This window comes from Mediterraneibacter sp. HA8405 (genome assembly GCF_056148955.1).
This window is the reverse complement of the sequence record NZ_CM148758.1, coordinates 1,714,527-1,735,072: the sequence shown is the minus strand read 5'-3', so window position 1 is coordinate 1,735,072 and position 20,546 is coordinate 1,714,527. Positions and strand designations below refer to the sequence as shown.

Sequence of the window (20,546 nt, the reverse complement as noted above, 5' to 3'; positions counted from 1 at the left end):
GTAAATTTTAACGCCTGCCGCCAGGTTTTCTGTTTTTCTAATATCTGCTCCAAAGTCACCAAAAGCACACATCCCTCATTTCCAAAAGTCGCATCCAATCGGCGGTATCCCGCTGTTTTCTGCGCACATCCAGTCAGCAGTATCCCCGACAATTCCGAATTTCAGAAAACAGGAAAAAACCGGAACTGTTCCGACTGCAGTTGCCCGGATCTAAAGCATCACTACTGCCTGGATCACCTGCCGTCTCCGCCGTTAAAGCACCCCTTTCTTTTTTGGTTTATGAGGATCTGCGAAGGGAATTTCCGGACTGAGGAACAGAAAAACGGAAGTCCGGAGAGTTTTTGGATGCGCCTTTCAGAAGAGGGGGACAGGGAATTCTGATGACTTTGGAATGAGTTTAGAAAAATAGGAACCTGAGAATCAGCGTCAGGATTTACAGCGAGCTCTGTCCGAGCGCATGCGAGTTAGCCCGCTGTAAATCCTGTTTTTAGCTGATTTCCAGGTTCCGTTATTTTTCTTAACTCATGGAACGGAAACAGAATTCCCTGTCCCCCTCTTCTGAATCCGTCTGCTAAAAACTTTTTTCCTTCCGAATTCTGCGTTTTTCTCCGGAGATTCCCTTCGACAAATCCGAATCTATTGTTTCTTGACAAAAAATAATAAATACATGATAATTGGGATAAATTTCGTGACATGATTTAAGGAGGCATTACTGTGAAACAATGCATGGATTCTGACAATCTTCACCGCCGTCTGAAAAAAATCATCGGGCAGGTACAGGCAATTGACCGCATGATTGATGAAGACATCCCCTGTGAAGATATTCTTTCCCAGATCAACGCGGCAAAATCAGCCCTTCATAAAGTAGGCCAGATCGTACTGGAAGGCCATATTAATCACTGTGTAAAAGATGGAATTGAACATGGAGATGTGGAGCAGACAATCGCAAACTTTACAAAAGCGGTGGAACGTTTTGCAAATATGAAGTAATTCTTATTTTACTTCTTGACAGCCAATACCCCTATAGGTATATAATATACCTATAGGGGTATTGGTATATTTCGATAGCCCTGCAAATATCAGAGAATGCTGTCTGTATTTTCTGTATTATAGGAGGATTACAAGTGAATAAATTAGAAAAACTTCTCGAATTAGGCGGAATAAAAAAAGACATTCTGTTTCTGGTACTTTCAGGTATTGCACTTCTTTCCAGTATACTTGGCTTTTCTCCGTTTTCCTTTGACATGGCCTGGATTGCCATTATACTCTGCGGCATCCCGATTATTCTCGAAGCCATACTCGGACTCATAACGGCTTTTGACATCAAAGCAGATGTACTGGTATCCATTGCATTAATTGCTTCTGTCATTATCGGCGAAGACTTTGCAGCCGGGGAAGTCGCATTTATTATGCAGCTGGGCGCGCTTCTGGAAGATCTGACCGTAGCCAGAGCCAGGGCGGGAATTGAAAAACTGGTTCATCTTACTCCCCGCACTGCCCGGCGGATTGAAGGAGATTCTGAGCAGATCATTTCTGCAGAAGATGTAACAATCGGGGATACGCTCCGGGTACTTCCCGGGGAGGCCATTCCGGTTGACGGCATAATTCTTTCCGGAGAAACGTCTGTCAATCAGGCTGTTATGACCGGGGAGTCTCTTCCGGTAGACAAAAGTTCCGGTGATCATGTATCCAGCGGAACTGTAAATCAGTTCGGAGCTTTTCTTATGAAAGCCGAAAAAGTGGGAGAAGACAGTTCGATTCAGAGAATGATCCGTCTTGTCCAGTCCGCAGATGCCGGGAAGGCAAAAATCGTCAGTATTGCCGACCGCTGGGCCACCTGGATTGTAGTGGGCGCCCTGACTGCCGCGGCTCTTACCTGGCTGTTCACCGGTGAAATTATCCGGGCGGTCACCATCCTTGTAGTCTTCTGTCCCTGTGCCCTTGTTCTTGCAACCCCCACAGCGATTATGGCAGCAATCGGCAATGCTACGAAACATGGATTTCTCGTCCGGGAGGGAGATGCACTGGAGCGGCTGGCAGAGGTGAAAAAAATCACCTTTGACAAAACCGGCACGCTCACCTACGGCACCCCTGTGGTCACAGCAATAGAAAGTATTATGGAAGATCTTCCGGAAGACGCTCTCTTCTCCTGTGCCGCTTCCGCGGAAAGCAGCTCCGAGCATCCGCTTGGAAAAGCGATTGTACAATGTTATAAAAAACAAAGGGGACATCTTCCCGGCCGGCCGGAAGATTTTCATATGATTCCCGGCCGGGGTGTGGAAGCTGAAGTAAATAACAGATCCATTCTGGCCGGCAATCCCGAACTTTTTGAAGAGAGAGGCATTGATCTGCCAAACCCGCTCCGTGCCAGAGCGGAATCCTACCTCTCAGAGGGATCTACCGTTATTTATCTGGCCGCGGACAGACAGGCGGCCGGTTTTCTTGTTCTCTCAGACACTCTGCGGCCGGATGCAGATCAAATGATTGATCAGGTGGAACAGACAGGAATCACTCCGGTTCTCCTGACCGGAGACCACGAAAATGCCGCTGTTCATATCGCCGGACTTCTCCATATCCGTGAGGTCCATGCCGGATGTCTTCCGGAAGATAAACTCTCCCGGATCGATACATATCAGCAGAACGGGCAGCCTGTCTGCATGATCGGAGACGGCATCAATGACGCGCCGGCGCTGAAAAAAGCCTATGTGGGCATTGCAATGGGTAAAATCGGAAGCGACATCGCTGTGGATGCCGCGGATATTGCTCTGGTCGATGATGATATAAAAGAACTGCCTCATCTTCTGCGTCTTGCCAAAAGAATGATGACCACAATCCGGCTGAATCTGACATTTTCCATGACACTGAATTTTGCCGCAATTATCCTGGCAATTACCGGCATCCTGAATCCGGTTGTAGGCGCTCTTGTACATAACACCGGTTCGGTTCTTGTCATCGTAAACTCTGCCTTCCTGCTCAGATGGAGAAAAAAAGCTGCGAAAAAAGCGGGCCATTCGTAAGGAATGGTCCGCTTTTTTGCTTTACTAATTATTCACACCGTGATGCGCCGGATAAGAATCTACCGTTATGGCCTTAAATGTGTATCCTTTTTCCCGATAGTACTTTATAATCTTCGGAAGGGCTTTGACAGTCGTGTCCTTTGCGTCTGTATCATGCATCAGTATATTAATATGCTGACTGCTGCAGGACGTGGCATTTTTAATCAGTTGTTCCACCGGAACATTATTGCCGCTGGCATCCGTGGAATCACAGTTCCAGTCAAAGTACTGATATCCTTTCTCCTGTACTTTTTTTGTAAGCAGTGTCATCAGGCCTTTTGTATATTCTGCGCTGACTGTATTGCTGGAACCGCCGGGGAACCGGATGATATAAGACTTTTCTCCGGTAACCTTTTCCACCAGGTCGGAAATCTTTTTCAGATCCTCAAAATATGCCTTTTCAGATGCGTAAACTTCTTTATAATCGTGACTGTATGTATGAAGGCCGATAGCGTGACCTTCATCATGAGCCCGCTTCATCAGGTTGTCGTATTTCTGATTATTTCCGGTAACAAAGAACGTTGCTTTTACATTGTACTCTTTAAGTATATCAAGAATTTTTCCCGTATTTTCCGAAGGACCGTCATCAAATGTCAGGTATACAATTTTCTGATTCATCTCTTCATTTTTCTTTACCACAATTTTGCGTTCCAGCCGGTTTTCATTGCCTGACCGGTCTTTCGCCATATAGACCGCCGTATATGTACCCGGTGCATTCAGATCGACCTGCTTATAATCCACATCCAGTACCGGCGCCGGATCCATATCATCTTTTACTGTAACTCCCGCAAGGAAATCCAGCGACTTTCCCTGCAGAATCGTAACATCCTCAGCGCCCTCAATCTGTGGAGCAGATTCATCCTTTTTCAAAGTCACCTGGGCAGTTTTTACTGTTGAATTTCCAACCTCATCTTCGGCCTGTATATTAATATCATAAGTTCCTGCCTTAGTAAAGTTCTCTTCCTTTTCAAATTTCACGGACACTTCGGAAGCATCCTTTACCTCCTCTACAAAAAACTCCGGTTTCAGTTTTTCTGCCAGATCTGTAGTGTAAGATCTGACCACTAATTCCGGTGCCTTTGTATCCCTTACCTCAACTGTCGCTTTCTTCTGCTGTCCGCGAAATTTATATTTAATGGGATAATCTCCCACTCTGGATGTGTCCACTTTTCCTTCTACGTCTACCTGGGAAGGCGATCCTCCCAGTACATACCGGATATTCTTTTCCGGATGAAATGCTTCTTTTAATTCCTGCACTATCACATCATTCTTTAAAAATACAGGATGAAACTGATAAAACATACCCGCCGCCGCAACAGGTGCAAGAATCAGCAGACACAAAACAGCAATAAGGATTCTTCTTTTTCTCCTGGCTCGTTTCATTCTCTGTTTTCTGGACACGCTTCGTCCCGATACAATCCGTCCGGACGCACTCTGTCTGCGGATTATTTCTTCCCTTTGTCTCTTATTTGTACTCCTCTGCATAATCCTCTCTCTTTTGTAGATTTCCTTTTAGCTGACCGGCAGATACCGGCCTGTTCTTATTGATTACGGCAATAAAATAGCATTATTTTTCATATAAGGCAAGAGACCTCTGCAAATCTTATATCTTCTTAAAGAAAGCTTAAGAAATAGCCGCTACACCCCCAGCTTTTCTTCAGATTCTTTCAGTCTTTGAGCAAACTCCGCATAGAACTCTTCTTCGCTGTCCGCATGAAACGGAAGCTCATAAAATCTGCGCAGTACATAGAGGGCAAGGGTTCTCCTCTTCTCCCCGTCAAGAGTCTCTGCTCCTTCCCTGCATTTTTCCAGAAAATCATGCCAGGAAAGAATATATGTTTCATAGGCTTTCAGATTTGGAATCCCCAGCCACTTTTTGATCTTAATCTTTCCGCGGTCTTTTTTCCTGCACTCATGAATCTGAATAAAATAACGGAAACCCTTTTCTTCATAATATCTGCCAAGAGGAAACAGCCTGCACAGCCCCGGCCGGCATTCATGCACGCTGCACCTTCCGTTTTCATCCAGGAAAGGACATGCGTCTGTTTTGGCGTTCATCTTCAGATTCGGGAGAATCATTCCGTCAGCCATCCCCAGTTCTGCCTCATTCTCTATAAGCGACCGGAAATCTTTGTGCAGTTTCTCTTGAAATCTCCATATATCCATGGGATCAAGAAGAATGGAACTGCCCATTCCACGGCAGCAGTCTGAACATCCTTTACAGTCCCGGCAGTCCGTTTTTACCATATCGCCGGAAGAGTAAAGACGTCCGTCTGACACCTGATTCAAATCAACCATACGTTTCATAAAACACTTCTGACCTTTCTGATATTTTTCCCTTTCAACTGCAGTGATTATCTCATGAAAACTGCTGTGATTACTATGAAAACGCAGGAGTACAGCCCGAACCATATCTCCTGCGTTTTTCCATTTTCTTCAGGTTTTAAAAAGGATCAATCATTATATCCGTCCGGATTCTGGCTCTGCCATCTCCAGGAATCCTCGCACATCTCATCCAGTCCGCGCTCCGCTGTCCAGTGAAGTTCATTTCTGGCCTTTGTAGCGTCACAGTAACATGTTGCAATATCACCTGCCCGGCGCGGTTTAATCTGATATGGGATCTCTTTGCCGCAGGCTTTGCTGAAAGCCTTCACCATATCCAGCACAGAATATCCCTTTCCTGTTCCCAGATTGTAGACTGAGACGCCTGCTTTTTCCTTCAGCTTTTCCACTGCCCGCACATGGCCCACTGCCAGGTCTACTACATGAATATAATCTCGCACGCCGGTACCGTCCGGTGTATCGTAATCATTGCCGAATACCCCGAGACACTCCAGCTTCCCGATTGCAACCTGTGTAATATAGGGCATCAGATTATTCGGGATTCCCTTCGGATCCTCCCCGATTTTTCCGCTCTTGTGCGCTCCGATCGGGTTAAAGTATCGCAGAAGCACCACATTCCACTCCGGATCCGCCGTGTGCAGATCGGTCAGAATCTGCTCCAGCATCCATTTCGTCCATCCATACGGATTCGTACATGTTCCCTTCGGACATTCCTCTGTAATCGGAATAAACGCCGGATCCCCGTATACAGTTGCGGAAGAGCTGAAAATAATATTCTTAACCCCATGATTGCGCATAACATCGCAAAGTGTAATGGTACCGCCGATATTATTTTCATAGTATTCCAGCGGTTTGGCCACTGACTCTCCCACCGCCTTGAGCCCGGCAAAATGGATCACCGACTCGATTTCTTCTTTGTCAAAAATGGCATTCATTGCTTCTTTATCCCTGATATCTGCCTTATAAAATGTCAGATCTTTTCCCGTTATTTCTTTTACCCGTTCTACAGCTTTTTCAGATGCGTTGTACAGGTTGTCCACAACTACGACCTGGTATCCTGCGTTAAGCAGTTCGACACATGTATGGCTTCCAATAAATCCGGCTCCTCCGGTTACTAAAATTGACATAGAATCTCCTCCTAACCAATGCATAATTATTTACAGTTCAGACTGCAGCCGCCAAAAGTTCTCTTTTTCGTCTGCATGCACAGTATAGCATAATATCCTGTGGAAAGCTTTATACTTTTCTCTCATCTTCTGGTAAAAATGTTGCACACTCTTGTGTTCTTTAGTTCCACAGCCTCTCAGGATACCTGCCGGAATCTTTCAGCTTTTGAACCGCTGCGGTTACAGCCGGCTTATCTTCTTTATATGTTATTCCGTACCATTTATCTTCAGACTCCAGCACTGCCACCGAAGCTTTTCCCGCACTTAACAAATCACTGACAACAGAAGGAAGGAAATACTCGCATTTCATCGGATTTTCCGCCAGACCTTTTTTCAGGAACGCCGGGAAGCCGGAACGTATCTCCTCCAGAATGCTTTCTGTAAATCCCCACATATTCATTGAGACAAGAGTATTGCCGTCAATCTCTTTCCAGCTGCTGCCGCCGTCTTCAGAATAAGCGACCCCACTGCCGCGCTTCTCGATCCTGGTCCGCTCCGTCACACTAACCAGTTCATTCTTTTCATTGAGGGCACATACACCTCTTGATACATAGCCGTTGTCTGTCACAGTATTTATCAGACGGTAACCGACCATTGTATATCTGTACTTTTCATCATCTTCATGAGTCGTCAGATACTGATAGATCTTTTCGAACGCACTGCGCCCGTAATAATCATCTGCATTGATCACAGCAAACGGAGAATCAATCTCACCCGCCGCGCACAGAATTGCATGGGCTGTTCCCCATGGCTTTACACGCCCTTCCGGAACTGCAAATCCTTCCGGAATACTATCCAGCTCCTGATATACGTATGCAGTGTCCATAACTTTTTCAATCCGACGGCCGACCGCATCTTTAAAGTCTTTTTCATTTTCTTTCTTAATAATAAACACGACTTTTTCAAAGCCTGCTTTTTTTGCGTCATAAATAGAGAAATCCATGATAATATGACCTTCCCTGTCCACCGGGTCGATCTGCTTCAGGCCCCCGTATCTGGATCCCATCCCTGCGGCCATAATAACCAATACCGGTTTCTTCATCTGAACATCCTCCTCTGCTTTTAGTTTCATACGCTCCTTTCACTATACCTTATTTTCCTAAACTGTTCCAGCTTTTCTGTCTATTTTCTGAAAAGTAAAAGGTCCGCCGAATATACCGGGCAGCCGGATCAGGGTATATTTCCCCTGAAAATCCGGTTCCTGCATGTTCAGCAGACCTTTATTTCTTATTCTGTTTTTTATAGACTGCTGCTGTGTCCGTAGATTTACCGGCAGTGATTAAATGCGGAAAATCCCGGATAAACCGCTCCTTCTCCCAGTTCTTCCTCAATTCTCAGCAACTGGTTATATTTTGCCACACGTTCACTTCTGCTGGGAGCGCCTGTTTTAATCTGGCACGTGTTCAGAGCCACTGCCAGATCGGCAATTGTGGTGTCCTCCGTCTCACCGGAACGGTGGGAAGTAACTGCGGTATACCCGGCCTTATGAGCCATCTTAATCGCCTCCAGAGTTTCAGATACAGAACCAATCTGATTTAACTTAATCAGAATCGAATTGCCGCATCCCATACGAATGCCCTTGTCAAGTCTTTCCGTATTTGTAACAAACAGGTCGTCCCCTACCAGCTGAACTTTATCGCCCAGCTCTTTCGTCATCATCTGCCATCCTTCCCAGTCCTCCTCATCCAGACCGTCTTCGATAGAATAAATCGGGTATTTTTCACACAAAGCTTTCCAATGCTCCACCAATTGAACAGATGTAAATTTCTTTCCGCATTTCGGAAGGATATACTCTCCCTTTCTTTCACCTTTCCATTCGCTGGAGGCAGCATCCATAGCAAGCACAAAATCTTTTCCAGGCTCATATCCTGCCTTTTTCACTGCCTCAAGGATATATTCAATGGCTTCCTCATCACTTCCCAGATCCGGCGCAAATCCGCCTTCGTCTCCTACTGATGTGGCAAGGCCTTTTTCCTTCAGAAGGGAAGCCAGCGCATGAAACACTTCTGTGCACCATCTCAGGCCTTCCCGAAAGCTTTCCGCACCGGCAGGCATAATCATAAATTCCTGCACATCCACTGTATTCGCCGCATGAGCCCCGCCATTCAAAATATTCATCATAGGCACAGGCAGCCGGTTCGCATTTACGCCGCCCAGAAAACGGTAAAGAGGAAGATCAAGGGCTGCCGCTGCGGCCCGCGCACATGCGATGGATACCGCAAGAATGGCGTTTGCCCCGAGGTTTGATTTATCCTTTGTGCCGTCCGCATCTATCATCGCCTGATCCACCGCATAAATATCACCGGCATTCATCCCCCGCAATGTACTGCAGATTACGGTGTTAATATTCTCCACGGCTTTGGAAACACCTTTTCCCCCATACTTATATTTGTTCCCGTCCCTTAATTCAAGAGCTTCAAATTCGCCCGTGGATGCGCCGCTGGGCGCTGCTCCTCTTGCACAAGTTCCGTCGGCAAGATGCACCTCTGCCTCTACTGTAGGGTTTCCTCTGGAGTCAATAATTTCACGTCCGATCACTTTTTCGATCTGTAAGTAATCCATATTCTCTTCGTCCTTTCCCACGGATTCCCCTGCCCTGAAGTCAGGTAAAATCAGGGCATACGGAGTTCCATGATTTATTCACATATAGTTAGTTTAAACTAACTATATGTATTCTACCAGAGTTCCCTCTTCGTTGCAAGAGTGTTATTGATATTCATTCTCAATTGTATTTCTATTCTCTGCTTCTTTTATTTTTTCCCCGCATTCTGTCCTTTCATACATTTTTTCCGGCTGCTTTTTTCTGCATTTTTTCCGGGAAAAAATTTGTTCTTCTGACCGCCGGAATGTTTGTGAGAAGCCTTCTTCACACTGCTCCCGAATGTCCCCAGTTTCTTTCCCAAGGCCAGATATTCCCCATGGGAATAAGCCAGCAGCCCTGCTTTGTTCAATTCAAATTTCCCGTTTCTGTCCATATATGCTTCATCTGTCAAAACAGCGATGACCCTGGCCAGAAACATATGATGGCTCCCAAGTTCTTCGATTTTCTCAACACGGCACTCGATATTAACCGGACTTTCTGCTATCACAGGAGCATAGTCCAGAGAAGAAGCCGCCTTTTTGGTCAATCCGCACTGTTTCCATTTGTCAACATCTTTTCCGGAACGTACGCCGCAGAAATCAACAGCATTCATCATCTCCCGGGTGGTCAGATTGATAACAAATTCGCCGCTTTCCTTTATCATGTGGTAAGAATACCGTTCCGGGCGAACGGAAATATATGTCATGGGAGGGTTGGTACACACGGTTCCCGTCCACGCAATTGTAATAATATTCGAATTTCCTCTGCGGTCCGCTGTACTGACCATAACCGCCGGCAGCGGATAAAGCATATTGCCTGGTTTCCAGATCTGTTTTGCCATTGTTCTCTCCTTTTTCATCTACTGCTGCAGAGCCGCGACAAGCGCCGGCACAAGCTGTTTTTTACGGGAAACTACTCCTTTCAGCATGAGCTCTTCTGTATCTTCCGGAAGATCATAGGCCCCGATCAGCTTTTCTCTGGCATCCGGCCCGCAGCACAGAAGCTCCGAAGACTCTGTCAGTATATTGGTCAGCATGAAGAAAATCATATTCAGGCCGTGAGCGCTGCGCGCTTTTTCCAGATGAGGTTCTACTATCTTTTTGATCTCCTTCAGCTCGTCAGCGCTCATGGAATTCACCTGTCCCACGCCGAACACCGTATCATTAACCGTAAACTGCTTGAAATCAAGGAAGCAGATTTCTTCCGCGCTCTTTCCTTTCAGATTACTTCCTGCATTAAACATTTCCTGAGCCAGACTTTCAATATCAACCTCTGCAATAGCTGCCAGCGTCTTTGCCGTAGTTTCATCCAGAGGTGTACAGGTAGGCGAGCGGAACATCAGGGTGTCTGAAATAATTGCCGCACATAAAAGCGCTGCATTTACCGGACTTACTTCCACGCCGGCCTCCTGATACATCTGATATATAATGGTTGCTGTACAGCCTACCGGCTGATTACGAAAAAATACCGGCGCCATGGTCTGAATGCTGCCCAGCCTGTGATGATCAATAATCTCCAGAACCTCTGCTTCATCAATTCCGTCAACAGCCTGACTCTTCTCGTTATGATCAACCAGAATAACCTGCTTTTTGTGTACATTAAGAAGTCTTCGTCTTGAAATAAGCCCCAGAAATTTTCCTTTATTATCCACAATAGGGAAATCACGGAACCGTTTTTTTGCCATTACCTCTTTTACATCATCAACATAATCCCGCATCCGGAATGTAACCAGGTTATCTTTTGTCATAAAATATTTCACCGGGATACTCTGATTAATGTGGAGCGCAGCTGTAAATGTGTCGTGAGGCGTACGGATAATCACAATTTCTTTTTCCTCGGCCTGCTTTATGATTTTCTCTGAAATATGGGCGTTCTGGCATACCACCATACAGCTGGCGTCCATATCAACCGCGCACTGCTGGGCATCCTTTCTGTCTCCCATAATTACAAGGTCATCCTTGTTGATAAAATCCGACATCAGAATTTTGCTGGAAGCGGCAATAACGGATTTTCCCTTCAACAGATATCCATGTTCATTTCCGGTAATAATTTCTCCGTCAACAGCCCGGGCGATATTTCTGTACTGAGTCCTCGCTTTTGACAGAATTGTACTGTCATATACTTCCATATAGGTCATGGCAATATCTCCGATCGTAATCAGCCCCTCCAGCTTTCCGTCTCTTGTAACCGGAAGTGTATGGATATTCGATTCTCTCATTTTTTCCCATGCCGTCCGGATGGAAATGCTGTCTTTTAATCCTTCTACTTCTTTCAGTTCCAGATCCTTGATCTGTTCCCGCAGATCTGACAGAAGAGCCGGTGTCTTCACCTGAAAGCGCTCCAGCACATACTGGGTTTCCTCGTTCAGCTGGCCGGCACGCCGCGGTTCATATTTCTTTCCCGTTACTGCTGTTTTCAAAGCAGCGTAAGCAATAGCGGAACAGATAGAATCTGTATCCGGGTTTTTATGTCCAACTACATATATTTTTCTCTCTTTTTCCCTGTTCATTTTCTCTCTCCATTCATAAGAGCAGCCACCGCGGCAGCTCTTCATTCGTTATTATTTATCAGATTGCCATTTTTTTGCACTTTCGTCAACCAAAATTATAAGATTTTGAGTCAGGATTGCGGCTGACTGTTGTTTTTTCTGCCCGGAATATGGTATACTGTTGCCATTGAACAAAAAGAAAGTAAGTTGAGGTGCTGCACAATGAGCGAAGAATTAAAGGAAGAATTACAGACAAACGAAACGGAAGAAACAACAGCGGAGAAACCGGAAGAAACAATGGCTGACTACGAAGAACATTTTGACGATGCCAATCCATGGAACAGAGTTACGGAATATATGGAAAAACAGACTGTTCTTCCTGTAAAAGTGGAAGGTGTTGTCAACGGCGGAGTCATTGTCATGGTGGAAGGCCTTCGGGGCTTTATTCCCGCTTCCAAGCTTTCCCTTTCCTATATTGAGGATCTTGAAACCTATCTTTTGAAAGATATCGAGGTGCGTGTTATCGACGTGGATCAGGCAAGCAATCGCCTTGTTCTCTCTGCACGTGAGATTTTAAAAGAGAAAGAGAAGAAAGCCAGAGAAGAACAGATTGCCAGTCTCAAGATCGGCACGGTACTGAACGGCAAAGTTGAGACACTTCAGAATTATGGCGCATTCGTCAAGCTCGAAAACGGACTGTCCGGTCTGGTTCACGTATCTCAGATTTCTCAGAAGCGTGTAAAGCTTCCCTCTGACGTACTGAACGCAGGCGATGAAGTAAAAGTAAAAGTAATCGGCATAAAAGACGGCAAAGTCAGCCTGAGCATGAAAGCTCTGGAAGAAGTAAAAGAAGAGCCGGAAGAAAAAGTTGTAATTCCGAAGAGCGAAAACATCGGAACCAGTCTGGGGGATCTCTTCAAAAATCTTAAGCTGTAAACTTTGAATTTATCTGCGGCATGGGACTGAAAAAGGTCCGAAAATACTTTGATACAGAGTAAACAGAAATCGTATTCGGAGAGCGGCTGGGGAGATTTTGATCTCCGTTCCGCAGAATAAAGTAAAACAGAAAAGCCCTGGATACAGGCTAAAAACAGGATTTTCAATGGAAACTCACGTTCCGCTCGGACAGTTCCATTGAAAATCCTAACGCCTGCACCCAGGGTTTTTGTTTTACTAAATTCTGCTCCAAAGTCGCCCAAAATCTCCCCAGCCGTTCTCCGAAAGGCGTATCCAGCCGTCTGTATCCAAGCATTTTCTGCTCTCATCCAACCGACACTGTCACAGATAATTTCAAATTCAACAAACAAAAACAAAGACAGAACTTTTTCAACTACGGCTAACTGTTTATCCGGTTTCCGCTTTTCAAACAGGAAATGCACTCGTTTTTATACATTAGCACGGAATACAGTTACCATATTAGCCGATAAAGTTCTGCCTTCGTTTCTTCTCGTTTGAATTTGAAATTGTGAGTGGAGAAAACGCAGCCGGGGAGTTCGGGTATGGTGATGGAGAGCCGTAAAGCGGCGCCGGCACTTAGAGCGCGTCTTTTGCGCTCTTATGTACCGCTGCGCCGCGTTCCGAGCGAAAGCGTGCTCTCCGGCACCATACCCGAACTCCCCGGCGGAAGCTTTCTCCACGCATAAATTCAAATCTTTATGCACATACATTGCCGAGAATTTCTTCTAATGCATTCTTGCTGCTGGTATGACACCGGATTACATCCGCATTACAGCGTTCTGCCTCTTCTACGGCGCAGCGAACCATTTTGTGGGAAACAGTATTGGTGAAAAGTACAATCACATCCGGACTGCCGATCTGTTTGCCCAGACTTGCCGACATCTGCGTAAATACCTTTGCCTTACAGTTGAACTGCTTACATATTTTCTTGTACTGACACACCATTCTGTCATGGCCGCCTATAATTACAACACTCATATTATATCCTCCTGAAATTACAAACTTAACTGACATTTTTTATCTCCGATTTGGTTAGTTGTGCCTAACCTATATCAACATAATACACGATTCATATCAAAATTTCAAGAGAATTTTGAAATTCATTCTCATTTTTTACTGTATTGTACCAGTTTTATCAGATCTGTAATCACTATTTTCCCGCGCGACAATGTGACGAGTCCTTCATTCTGAAAATATTTCAGCATACGGGTAACTACTTCTCTTGCTGTTCCCATATGATTGGCAATTTTTTCGTGAGTTATCACAAGCGTACTGTCCTCTTCCAGAGCACTCTCCTCCAGAAGGAACTCGGCAAGTCTTCTGTCAAAGCTTTTCCACATAGTCTGTTCCATCAGCCACATTACCTCAGAAAACCTTTCTGCCATAATCTGATTAGTATAATTGGACAATGATACTGATTCCTCCATTGTTCTTCTGTATATATCCGGAGGGATCAGCCAGAAGTCCGTTTCTTTTTCCGCTTCAACGCTGAAAGGGAACTGAATGCCATTCATCATACAGGAAGCGGACAACAGGCAGATATCCCTCTCAAACAGACGATACAGAGTTATTTCTCTCCCTTCTTCAGAATAAATATATGCTCTGAGCTGTCCGGAACAGATCAGAAGAAGCCCGAGACACTCTTCTGTTCCTCCATGGATTATGCCGCCTTTTTTGGCCCTGCACCGAATTGCCGAACCGGTCAGTCTGTTTTGTTGTTCCGTGGATAGTTTATCCCAGACCGGAAAATATTCAGATATTTCCATAGAGCACCTCCCGTTTTTATAAAATGTAGCATAGTCCCGGAGAATGCACAAGCTGCTATAATTCTGTCCAGGTTTCTAATTCCGGGTTTACATGCCGGAAAAAATTGTGTAAAATATGAATATGGTAAAATTGCCGGGATATATTTCCCCTGACAATGCATATTTTTTAACAGGAGGGAACTACCATGGATTATGCATCAGAATCATTAAAAATGCATTATGAACTGAAAGGAAAAATTGAAGTCAAATCAAGAGCTTCTGTAAATTCCAAAGAGGCTTTAAGCCTTGCCTACACCCCCGGTGTAGCTCAGCCCTGCCTCGAAATCCAGAAGGATGTCAACAAAAGCTTTGACCTGACCCGCCGCTGGAATACAGTGGCAGTTGTTACAGACGGTACTGCCGTACTCGGTCTGGGAGACATTGGTCCGGAAGCAGGCATGCCGGTTATGGAAGGGAAATGTGTGCTCTTCAAGGAATTTGGCGATGTTGACGCTATTCCGCTGTGCATCCGCAGTAAAGAGGTGGATGACATTGTCGAGACAGTACGTCTTCTGGCAGGAAGCTTCGGCGGAGTGAATCTGGAAGATATTTCCGCTCCCCGCTGCTTTGAGATTGAAAAAAGATTAAAAGAATGCTGTGATATTCCGATCTTTCATGATGACCAGCACGGAACAGCTGTCATCACACTGGCCGGCGTTATCAATGCTCTGAAACTTGTAGGAAAGAAGCTGTCTGACGTCAAAATTGTTACATCCGGAGCCGGAGCAGCCGGAATCGCAATTATCAGACTGCTCATCTCCATGGGGCTGAAAAATGTAATTATGACTGACCGCAAAGGTGCGATCTATGAAGGACGTGACGGCCTGAATCCGATTAAAGAAGAGATGGCCAAAATCACAAACCAGAATCACGAAAAAGGTTCTCTGGCCGATGTATTAAGGGGCGCTGATATTTTTATCGGTGTATCTGCACCCGGTACATTAACAGGCGATATGGTACGTACAATGGCGAAAGATCCGATCATCTTTGCCTGCGCGAACCCGACACCGGAGATCTTCCCGGACGAGGCAAAAGAAGCCGGAGCTGCAGTTGTATCTACCGGACGTTCCGATTTCCCGAATCAGGTAAATAACGTACTCTGCTTCCCGGGTCTTTTCCGCGGTGCACTGGATGTACGCGCAACCGACATTAACGATGAAATGAAGATTGCTGCTGCCTACGCAATTGCAGGCCTGGTAAGCGATGAGGAGCTGAATCCGGATTATATTCTTCCGGCTGCATTTGATCCCCGCGTAAAAGACGCAGTTGCGGGCGCTGTAGCTGAGGCTGCACGCAAGAGCGGCGTGGCACGTATCTAGCAGTAATACTTTTTAATATGTGATATAATAAACGATTGATAAATCCCGCAGGGAATCTGCTGCAGGACAGTTTACGGAAGTGTTTTCTTCTCTCCGATCCTGCAGAGTGATTCCGGCGGGTTTTTCAGTTTCAATTTTCAGAAGTTCTCTTTTCTTTTCAGAAATGAAAAATAGAGCGTCTCTGCATATTTTCCTTTTCCTTGTTTCTATTCCATTGTATAATAATACTTAAATTGTAATAATTATTCAGGAGGAATGAGATTTCATGCCAAAAAGAACAGATATTAATAAAATCCTTATCATCGGCTCCGGCCCCATTATCATCGGCCAGGCCTGCGAGTTTGACTATTCCGGCACCCAGGCATGCAAGGCTCTGCGTAAGCTGGGTTATGAAATTGTGCTGGTCAACTCCAATCCGGCTACTATAATGACTGATCCGGAAACTGCTGATGTAACGTACATAGAGCCGCTGAATGCTGAACGGCTTGAGCAGATCATCGCAAAAGAACGCCCGGATGCACTGCTTCCGAATCTGGGCGGCCAGTCCGGACTTAACCTCTGCGCAGAACTGGCAAAAAACGGAATTCTGGACAAATATAATGTGCAGGTTATCGGAGTTCAGGTGGACGCCATTGAACGGGGTGAAGACCGGATTGAGTTCAAGAAATCAATGGATGCCATTGGCATTGAAATGGCAAGAAGTCAGGTTGCCTACAGCGTGGAAGAAGCCCTGGATATTGCGGATCAGCTTGGATACCCTGTCGTACTCCGTCCCGCCTACACAATGGGCGGGGCCGGCGGCGGCCTGGTATACAATAAGGAAGAGCTGAAAACTGTATGTGCAAGAGGACTGCAGGCCAGTCTTGTGGGGCAGGTTCTGGTAGAAGAATCCGTCCTTGGATGGGAGGAGCTGGAACTGGAGATCGTCCGGGATGCAGACAACAACATGATCACAGTCTGCTTTATCGAAAATATCGATCCAATGGGCGTTCATACGGGGGACTCATTCTGTTCTGCTCCCATGCTGACTGTCTCAGAAGATGTCCAGAAACGGCTTCAGGAGCAGGCTTACCGCATCGTAGAATCTGTTCAGGTTATCGGCGGAACGAATGTACAGTTCGCACATGATCCTGTCAGCGACCGCATAGTGGTAATTGAAATCAATCCAAGGACCTCCCGCTCCTCCGCTCTGGCATCCAAGGCGACAGGTTTTCCGATTGCTCTTGTATCATCTATGCTGGCAGCCGGACTGACTCTGAAGGACATTCCCTGCGGGAAATACGGCACACTGGATAAATATGTTCCTGACGGCGATTATGTAGTTATTAAATTCGCCCGCTGGGCTTTTGAGAAATTTAAAGGTGTAGAGGATAAACTTGGCACGCAGATGCGGGCTGTAGGTGAGGTCATGAGTATCGGGAAAACTTACAAAGAAGCTTTCCAGAAGGCCATCCGCAGTCTTGAAACCGGCCGGTACGGACTGGGCTTTGCCCGGAATTACAATGATCTGAGTCGGCAGGATCTGCTGTATAAGCTTGCTGTTCCTTCCAGCGACCGACATTTCATTATGTATGAGGCTCTGCGAAAAGGAGCTTCTGTAGAAGAAATTCATGAGCTTACAGGCGTAAAAGCCTGGTTCATCCGTCAGATGAAAGAACTGGTAGAAGAAGAGGAAAATATTCTGGAATACCGGGGAGGACTTCCCTCAGACAAACTCCTTGTGTCTGCGAAAAAAGACGGTTTTTCCGACAGATATCTGAGTATCCTTCTGGAGATTCCGGAAGATCAGATCCGGCAGCGCCGCATCTCACTCGGCATAACAGAAGCCTGGGAAGGGGTTCATGTCAGTGGTACAAAAAGCAGCTCCTACTACTACTCTACCTATAATGCGGAAGATAAGAACCCTGTAAACTCTGACCGGCCCAAGATCATGATCCTGGGCGGCGGACCAAACAGGATCGGACAGGGAATTGAATTCGACTACTGCTGTGTCCATGCCGCTCTTTCATTAAAAAAACTGGGATTTGAAACAATTATTGTAAACTGTAATCCGGAAACGGTATCTACAGATTATGATACTTCAGACAAACTGTATTTTGAGCCTCTGACACTGGAAGATGTGCTGAGTATTTACGAAAAAGAACAGCCTTTGGGAGTAATCGCACAGTTCGGCGGGCAGACGCCGCTCAATCTTGCATCAGAACTTGAGAACAACGGGGTCCGTATCCTGGGCACTTCTCCGTCTGTCATTGACCTGGCTGAAGACCGTGATCAGTTCCGTGCCATGATGGACAGACTCGGTATTCCCATGCCGGAATCCGGTATGGCTTCCACCGTCCAGGAAGCACTTGTCATTGCAGAACGGATCGGATATCCGGTAATGGTCCGTCCCTCCTATGTACTGGGCGGCAGAGGAATGGAAGTCGTATATGACGCAGAAAGCATGACCGGATATATGGAGGCCGCTGTAGGAGTCACACCGGACCGGCCGATTCTGATTGACCGTTTTCTGAATCATGCACTGGAATGTGAGGCAGACGCTGTCAGCGACGGCGCCCATGCATTTGTTCCTGCCGTAATGGAACATATTGAGCTTGCCGGCATACATTCCGGCGACTCTGCATGTATCATTCCATCGGTTCATATCTCTGAAGAGCATGTACGCACGATTAAGGAATATACAAGAAAAATCGCGGAAGAAATGCATGTGAAAGGTCTGATGAACATGCAGTATGCCATTGAAAACGGAACCGTATATGTACTGGAAGCAAATCCCCGTGCATCGAGAACTGTTCCCCTGGTGTCAAAAGTATGCAACATTCGCATGGTGCCGCTTTCTATAGAGATTATTACCTCGGAATTTACCGGCAATCCCTCTCCCGTCCCTGCCCTGAAAGAGCAGGATATCCCGTATTACGGAGTAAAAGAAGCGGTCTTCCCCTTTAATATGTTCCCGGAGGTAGATCCGCTTCTCGGACCGGAAATGCGGTCTACAGGCGAGGTACTGGGGCTTTCCGATAATTATGGTGAAGCATTCTGCAAGGCTCAGGAGGCCACCCAGACCCGTCTTCCTCTGGAAGGTACGGTTCTTATCTCTGTCAACAGAAGAGACAAACCGGAAGCAGCTGAAATAGCAAAAGGATTTGCTGACTGCGGATTCCGGATTCTGTCCACCGGAGAGACCTGCAGCCTGATTCAGGCGGCAGGAATTCCTGCTGAACGGGTGAAAAAGCTGTATGAGGGACGGCCGAATATTCTGGATATGATTACCAACGGACAGATTGATCTGATTATCAACTCTCCCTCCGGCAAGGAAAGTATTCATGACGACAGCTATCTGAGGAAAGCCGCGATCAAAGCAAAAATCCCCTATATGACTACAATGGCCGCCGCAAAGGCCGCTGTCGCAGGGATCCGGTACGTCAAAAAACACGGCAGAGGAGATGTGAAATCCCTTCAGCAGCTCCACAGTGAAATAATAGAGAGGCCATAGATTGATTTAAACGGGCAGCCGGCTATCTGAACTTAAAAAAATGTATAAAATGTCCGCCAGAGATTGTACGGGAAATCTCCGGCGGACATTTTATATAATCCATACTTCGTTCAATTGTATCCTCCGGCTGTTTCAACGTTCAAATAATGGAGTGGAAAAATATCTTTCTGCAGTGTCCGGCAGCACAGTAACTACGCGTTTCCCTGGTCCCAGTTTTCCGGCAAGCTGAATTGCCGCGGCTACATTGGTTCCGCTGGAAATTCCGCACATCAGCCCCTCCATGGAAGCCAGATTCTTCGCTGTTGTCAGGGCTTCCTCATCAGTTACAATATAAATATCATCATAAATCTGATTATTCAGATTGTCCGGCACAAGGCCGTCGCCGATCCCCATCTGAAGGTGCGTTCCGATTGATCCGCCGGAAAGAATTGCGGCATTTTCCGGTTCTACTGCCCATATCTCCATATCCGGATTATGCTCTTTTAACACTTCCCCGATTCCGCTGATCGTTCCGCCGGTTCCGAATCCGGAACAGAATCCGTCAATCGGTCCGTCAACCTGCTCTAAAATCTCCATAGCCGTATATTTACGATGCACCTCCGGATTAGCCGGATTATCGAATTGTCCCGGTACAAATACATGCGGATCCTCTGCTGCCATCTGATCTGCGATTCTCTGGCACTCGTCTATACAGTCTCCGATATTCCCCGCATCATGTACAAGAATCACTTCCGCACCATAATGAGTAACCAGGAGTCTTCTTTCTTCGGAGACAGAATCCGGCATAATAATCTTTACCTTATATCCTTTTACTGCTCCGCACAACGCAAGGCCGATCCCCTGATTTCCGCTGGTAGGCTCTACAATAATTGTTTCAGAAGGCGAAATCAGATTTTTCCTTTCTGCATCCTCCAACATATTCAGAGCGGTCCGGGTCTTAATGGACCCTCCTACATTCAGCCCTTCATATTTTACAAGTACTTCCGCACAGCCTTCCGGAACCATGTGATTTAAGCGCACCATCGGTGTATGTCCCACAGCTTCTAAAATATTATTGTATACCATAAATCTCATCCCATCTAAAATGTATTTTGATATCAGTGTATGCCGGCGCCGGTGCCTTCGTACGCTGATGCTCCTGCGTCTGAAAAAACGCGATCATTAGAATTATAGCACATATTTTTCCAGGATGACAGACCTAACTGCCACAGTTCCTGCATAGCAAATTTTTTAGAATTAATTTCTAAAGATTTTTTCGATTATCTAGGCAGTTTCAGTCATATGTGATATATTTATTGTTACGTGTTTAAAGAATACAAAAGATAAGGAGAATTCATA

The 20,546-nt window shown here is 46.0% G+C and carries 15 protein-coding genes; 5 read left to right on the top strand and 10 right to left on the bottom strand.

Annotation, left to right across the window (positions count from 1 at the left end; genetic code table 11):
* Nucleotides 1-714: 714 nt before the first annotated feature.
* Both AC0QUU_RS08065 and AC0QUU_RS08060 read left to right on the top strand, forming a co-directional pair.
* Nucleotides 715-990 carry a metal-sensing transcriptional repressor gene (locus AC0QUU_RS08065; protein WP_474541958.1) on the top strand — a complete coding sequence of 92 codons (276 nt, stop codon included), beginning with the start codon at nt 715-717 and terminating at the stop codon, nt 988-990.
* 134 nt (nt 991-1,124) lie between these two features.
* Nucleotides 1,125-3,017 (top strand): heavy metal translocating P-type ATPase, encoded by a 1,893-nt coding sequence (locus AC0QUU_RS08060; protein WP_474541956.1) that lies wholly within the window; start codon nt 1,125-1,127, stop codon nt 3,015-3,017.
* Nucleotides 3,018-3,041: 24 nt separating this feature from the next.
* Here the strand turns inward: AC0QUU_RS08060 and AC0QUU_RS08055 are convergent, their stop codons facing one another.
* The 7 genes from AC0QUU_RS08055 to AC0QUU_RS08025 all read right to left on the bottom strand — a co-directional run bounded on the left by AC0QUU_RS08055 (nt 3,042) and on the right by AC0QUU_RS08025 (nt 11,655).
* Nucleotides 3,042-4,541, bottom strand: coding sequence for a polysaccharide deacetylase family protein (locus AC0QUU_RS08055; protein ID WP_474541954.1), 1,500 nt, complete (start codon nt 4,539-4,541; stop codon nt 3,042-3,044).
* A gap of 153 nt (nt 4,542-4,694) precedes the next feature.
* Nucleotides 4,695-5,363, bottom strand: coding sequence for a YkgJ family cysteine cluster protein (locus AC0QUU_RS08050; protein ID WP_474541952.1), 669 nt, complete (start codon nt 5,361-5,363; stop codon nt 4,695-4,697).
* Nucleotides 5,364-5,509: 146 nt separating this feature from the next.
* On the bottom strand, nt 5,510-6,526 hold the full coding sequence (gene galE, locus AC0QUU_RS08045) for a UDP-glucose 4-epimerase GalE (RefSeq protein ID WP_474541950.1): 1,017 nt from the start codon (nt 6,524-6,526) through the stop codon (nt 5,510-5,512).
* 160 nt (nt 6,527-6,686) lie between these two features.
* A complete protein-coding gene (locus tag AC0QUU_RS08040) occupies nt 6,687-7,607 on the bottom strand; it encodes a nucleotidyltransferase family protein (RefSeq protein ID WP_474545544.1) in 921 nt (306 codons plus the stop codon).
* 224 nt (nt 7,608-7,831) lie between these two features.
* The gene (eno, locus tag AC0QUU_RS08035; protein WP_474541948.1) at nt 7,832-9,127 is read right to left on the bottom strand and encodes a phosphopyruvate hydratase; all 1,296 of its coding nucleotides are present in this window, start codon (nt 9,125-9,127) and stop codon (nt 7,832-7,834) included.
* Nucleotides 9,128-9,315: 188 nt separating this feature from the next.
* Complete coding sequence (locus AC0QUU_RS08030; protein ID WP_474541946.1) at nt 9,316-9,987, bottom strand: flavin reductase family protein; 672 nt, start codon at nt 9,985-9,987, stop codon at nt 9,316-9,318.
* Nucleotides 9,988-10,005: 18 nt separating this feature from the next.
* Complete coding sequence (locus AC0QUU_RS08025) at nt 10,006-11,655, bottom strand: putative manganese-dependent inorganic diphosphatase (RefSeq protein WP_474541944.1); 1,650 nt, start codon at nt 11,653-11,655, stop codon at nt 10,006-10,008.
* 201 nt (nt 11,656-11,856) lie between these two features.
* On the opposite strand from AC0QUU_RS08025, the gene AC0QUU_RS08020 reads away from it, so the two are divergent.
* Complete coding sequence (locus AC0QUU_RS08020; RefSeq protein WP_474541941.1) at nt 11,857-12,570, top strand: S1 RNA-binding domain-containing protein; 714 nt, start codon at nt 11,857-11,859, stop codon at nt 12,568-12,570.
* Between the two features lie 717 nt (nt 12,571-13,287).
* On the opposite strand, the gene AC0QUU_RS08015 is transcribed toward AC0QUU_RS08020, so the two are convergent.
* Together AC0QUU_RS08015 and AC0QUU_RS08010 are read right to left on the bottom strand one after the other, a co-directional pair.
* Nucleotides 13,288-13,569, bottom strand: coding sequence for a DUF2325 domain-containing protein (locus tag AC0QUU_RS08015; protein ID WP_474541939.1), 282 nt, complete (start codon nt 13,567-13,569; stop codon nt 13,288-13,290).
* 128 nt (nt 13,570-13,697) lie between these two features.
* Nucleotides 13,698-14,357: a Crp/Fnr family transcriptional regulator gene (locus AC0QUU_RS08010; protein ID WP_474541937.1), complete on the bottom strand. Its 660-nt coding sequence runs from the start codon at nt 14,355-14,357 to the stop codon at nt 13,698-13,700.
* A 185-nt stretch (nt 14,358-14,542) separates the two neighbouring features.
* Between AC0QUU_RS08010 and AC0QUU_RS08005 the strand changes: the two genes are divergently transcribed.
* Nucleotides 14,543-15,715 carry an NAD(P)-dependent malic enzyme gene (locus tag AC0QUU_RS08005; protein ID WP_474541935.1) on the top strand — a complete coding sequence of 391 codons (1,173 nt, stop codon included), beginning with the start codon at nt 14,543-14,545 and terminating at the stop codon, nt 15,713-15,715.
* A gap of 265 nt (nt 15,716-15,980) precedes the next feature.
* Entirely contained in the window at nt 15,981-19,208 is a 3,228-nt protein-coding gene (gene carB, locus AC0QUU_RS08000) for a carbamoyl-phosphate synthase large subunit (RefSeq protein WP_474541933.1), read from the top strand.
* A 132-nt stretch (nt 19,209-19,340) separates the two neighbouring features.
* On the opposite strand, the gene cysK is transcribed toward carB, so the two are convergent.
* Nucleotides 19,341-20,273: a cysteine synthase A gene (gene cysK / locus AC0QUU_RS07995; protein ID WP_474541931.1), complete on the bottom strand. Its 933-nt coding sequence runs from the start codon at nt 20,271-20,273 to the stop codon at nt 19,341-19,343.
* Between the last annotated feature and the right edge of the window lie 273 nt (nt 20,274-20,546).

Bases quoted from the DNA above. Each gene is read 5' to 3' on its own strand.
- AC0QUU_RS08055 (WP_474541954.1), bottom strand. From the start codon at position 4,541: ATGCAGAGGAGTACAAATAAGAGACAAAGGGAAGAAATAATCCGCAGA.
- AC0QUU_RS08050 (WP_474541952.1), bottom strand. From the start codon at position 5,363: ATGAAACGTATGGTTGATTTGAATCAGGTGTCAGACGGACGTCTTTAC.
- galE (WP_474541950.1), bottom strand. From the start codon at position 6,526: ATGTCAATTTTAGTAACCGGAGGAGCCGGATTTATTGGAAGCCATACA.
- AC0QUU_RS08040 (WP_474545544.1), bottom strand. From the start codon at position 7,607: ATGAAGAAACCGGTATTGGTTATTATGGCCGCAGGGATGGGATCCAGA.
- eno (WP_474541948.1), bottom strand. From the start codon at position 9,127: ATGGATTACTTACAGATCGAAAAAGTGATCGGACGTGAAATTATTGAC.
- AC0QUU_RS08030 (WP_474541946.1), bottom strand. From the start codon at position 9,987: ATGGCAAAACAGATCTGGAAACCAGGCAATATGCTTTATCCGCTGCCG.
- AC0QUU_RS08025 (WP_474541944.1), bottom strand. From the start codon at position 11,655: ATGAACAGGGAAAAAGAGAGAAAAATATATGTAGTTGGACATAAAAAC.
- AC0QUU_RS08020 (WP_474541941.1), top strand. From the start codon at position 11,857: ATGAGCGAAGAATTAAAGGAAGAATTACAGACAAACGAAACGGAAGAA.
- AC0QUU_RS08015 (WP_474541939.1), bottom strand. From the start codon at position 13,569: ATGAGTGTTGTAATTATAGGCGGCCATGACAGAATGGTGTGTCAGTAC.
- AC0QUU_RS08010 (WP_474541937.1), bottom strand. From the start codon at position 14,357: ATGGAAATATCTGAATATTTTCCGGTCTGGGATAAACTATCCACGGAA.
- AC0QUU_RS08005 (WP_474541935.1), top strand. From the start codon at position 14,543: ATGGATTATGCATCAGAATCATTAAAAATGCATTATGAACTGAAAGGA.
- carB (WP_474541933.1), top strand. From the start codon at position 15,981: ATGCCAAAAAGAACAGATATTAATAAAATCCTTATCATCGGCTCCGGC.
- cysK (WP_474541931.1), bottom strand. From the start codon at position 20,273: ATGGTATACAATAATATTTTAGAAGCTGTGGGACATACACCGATGGTG.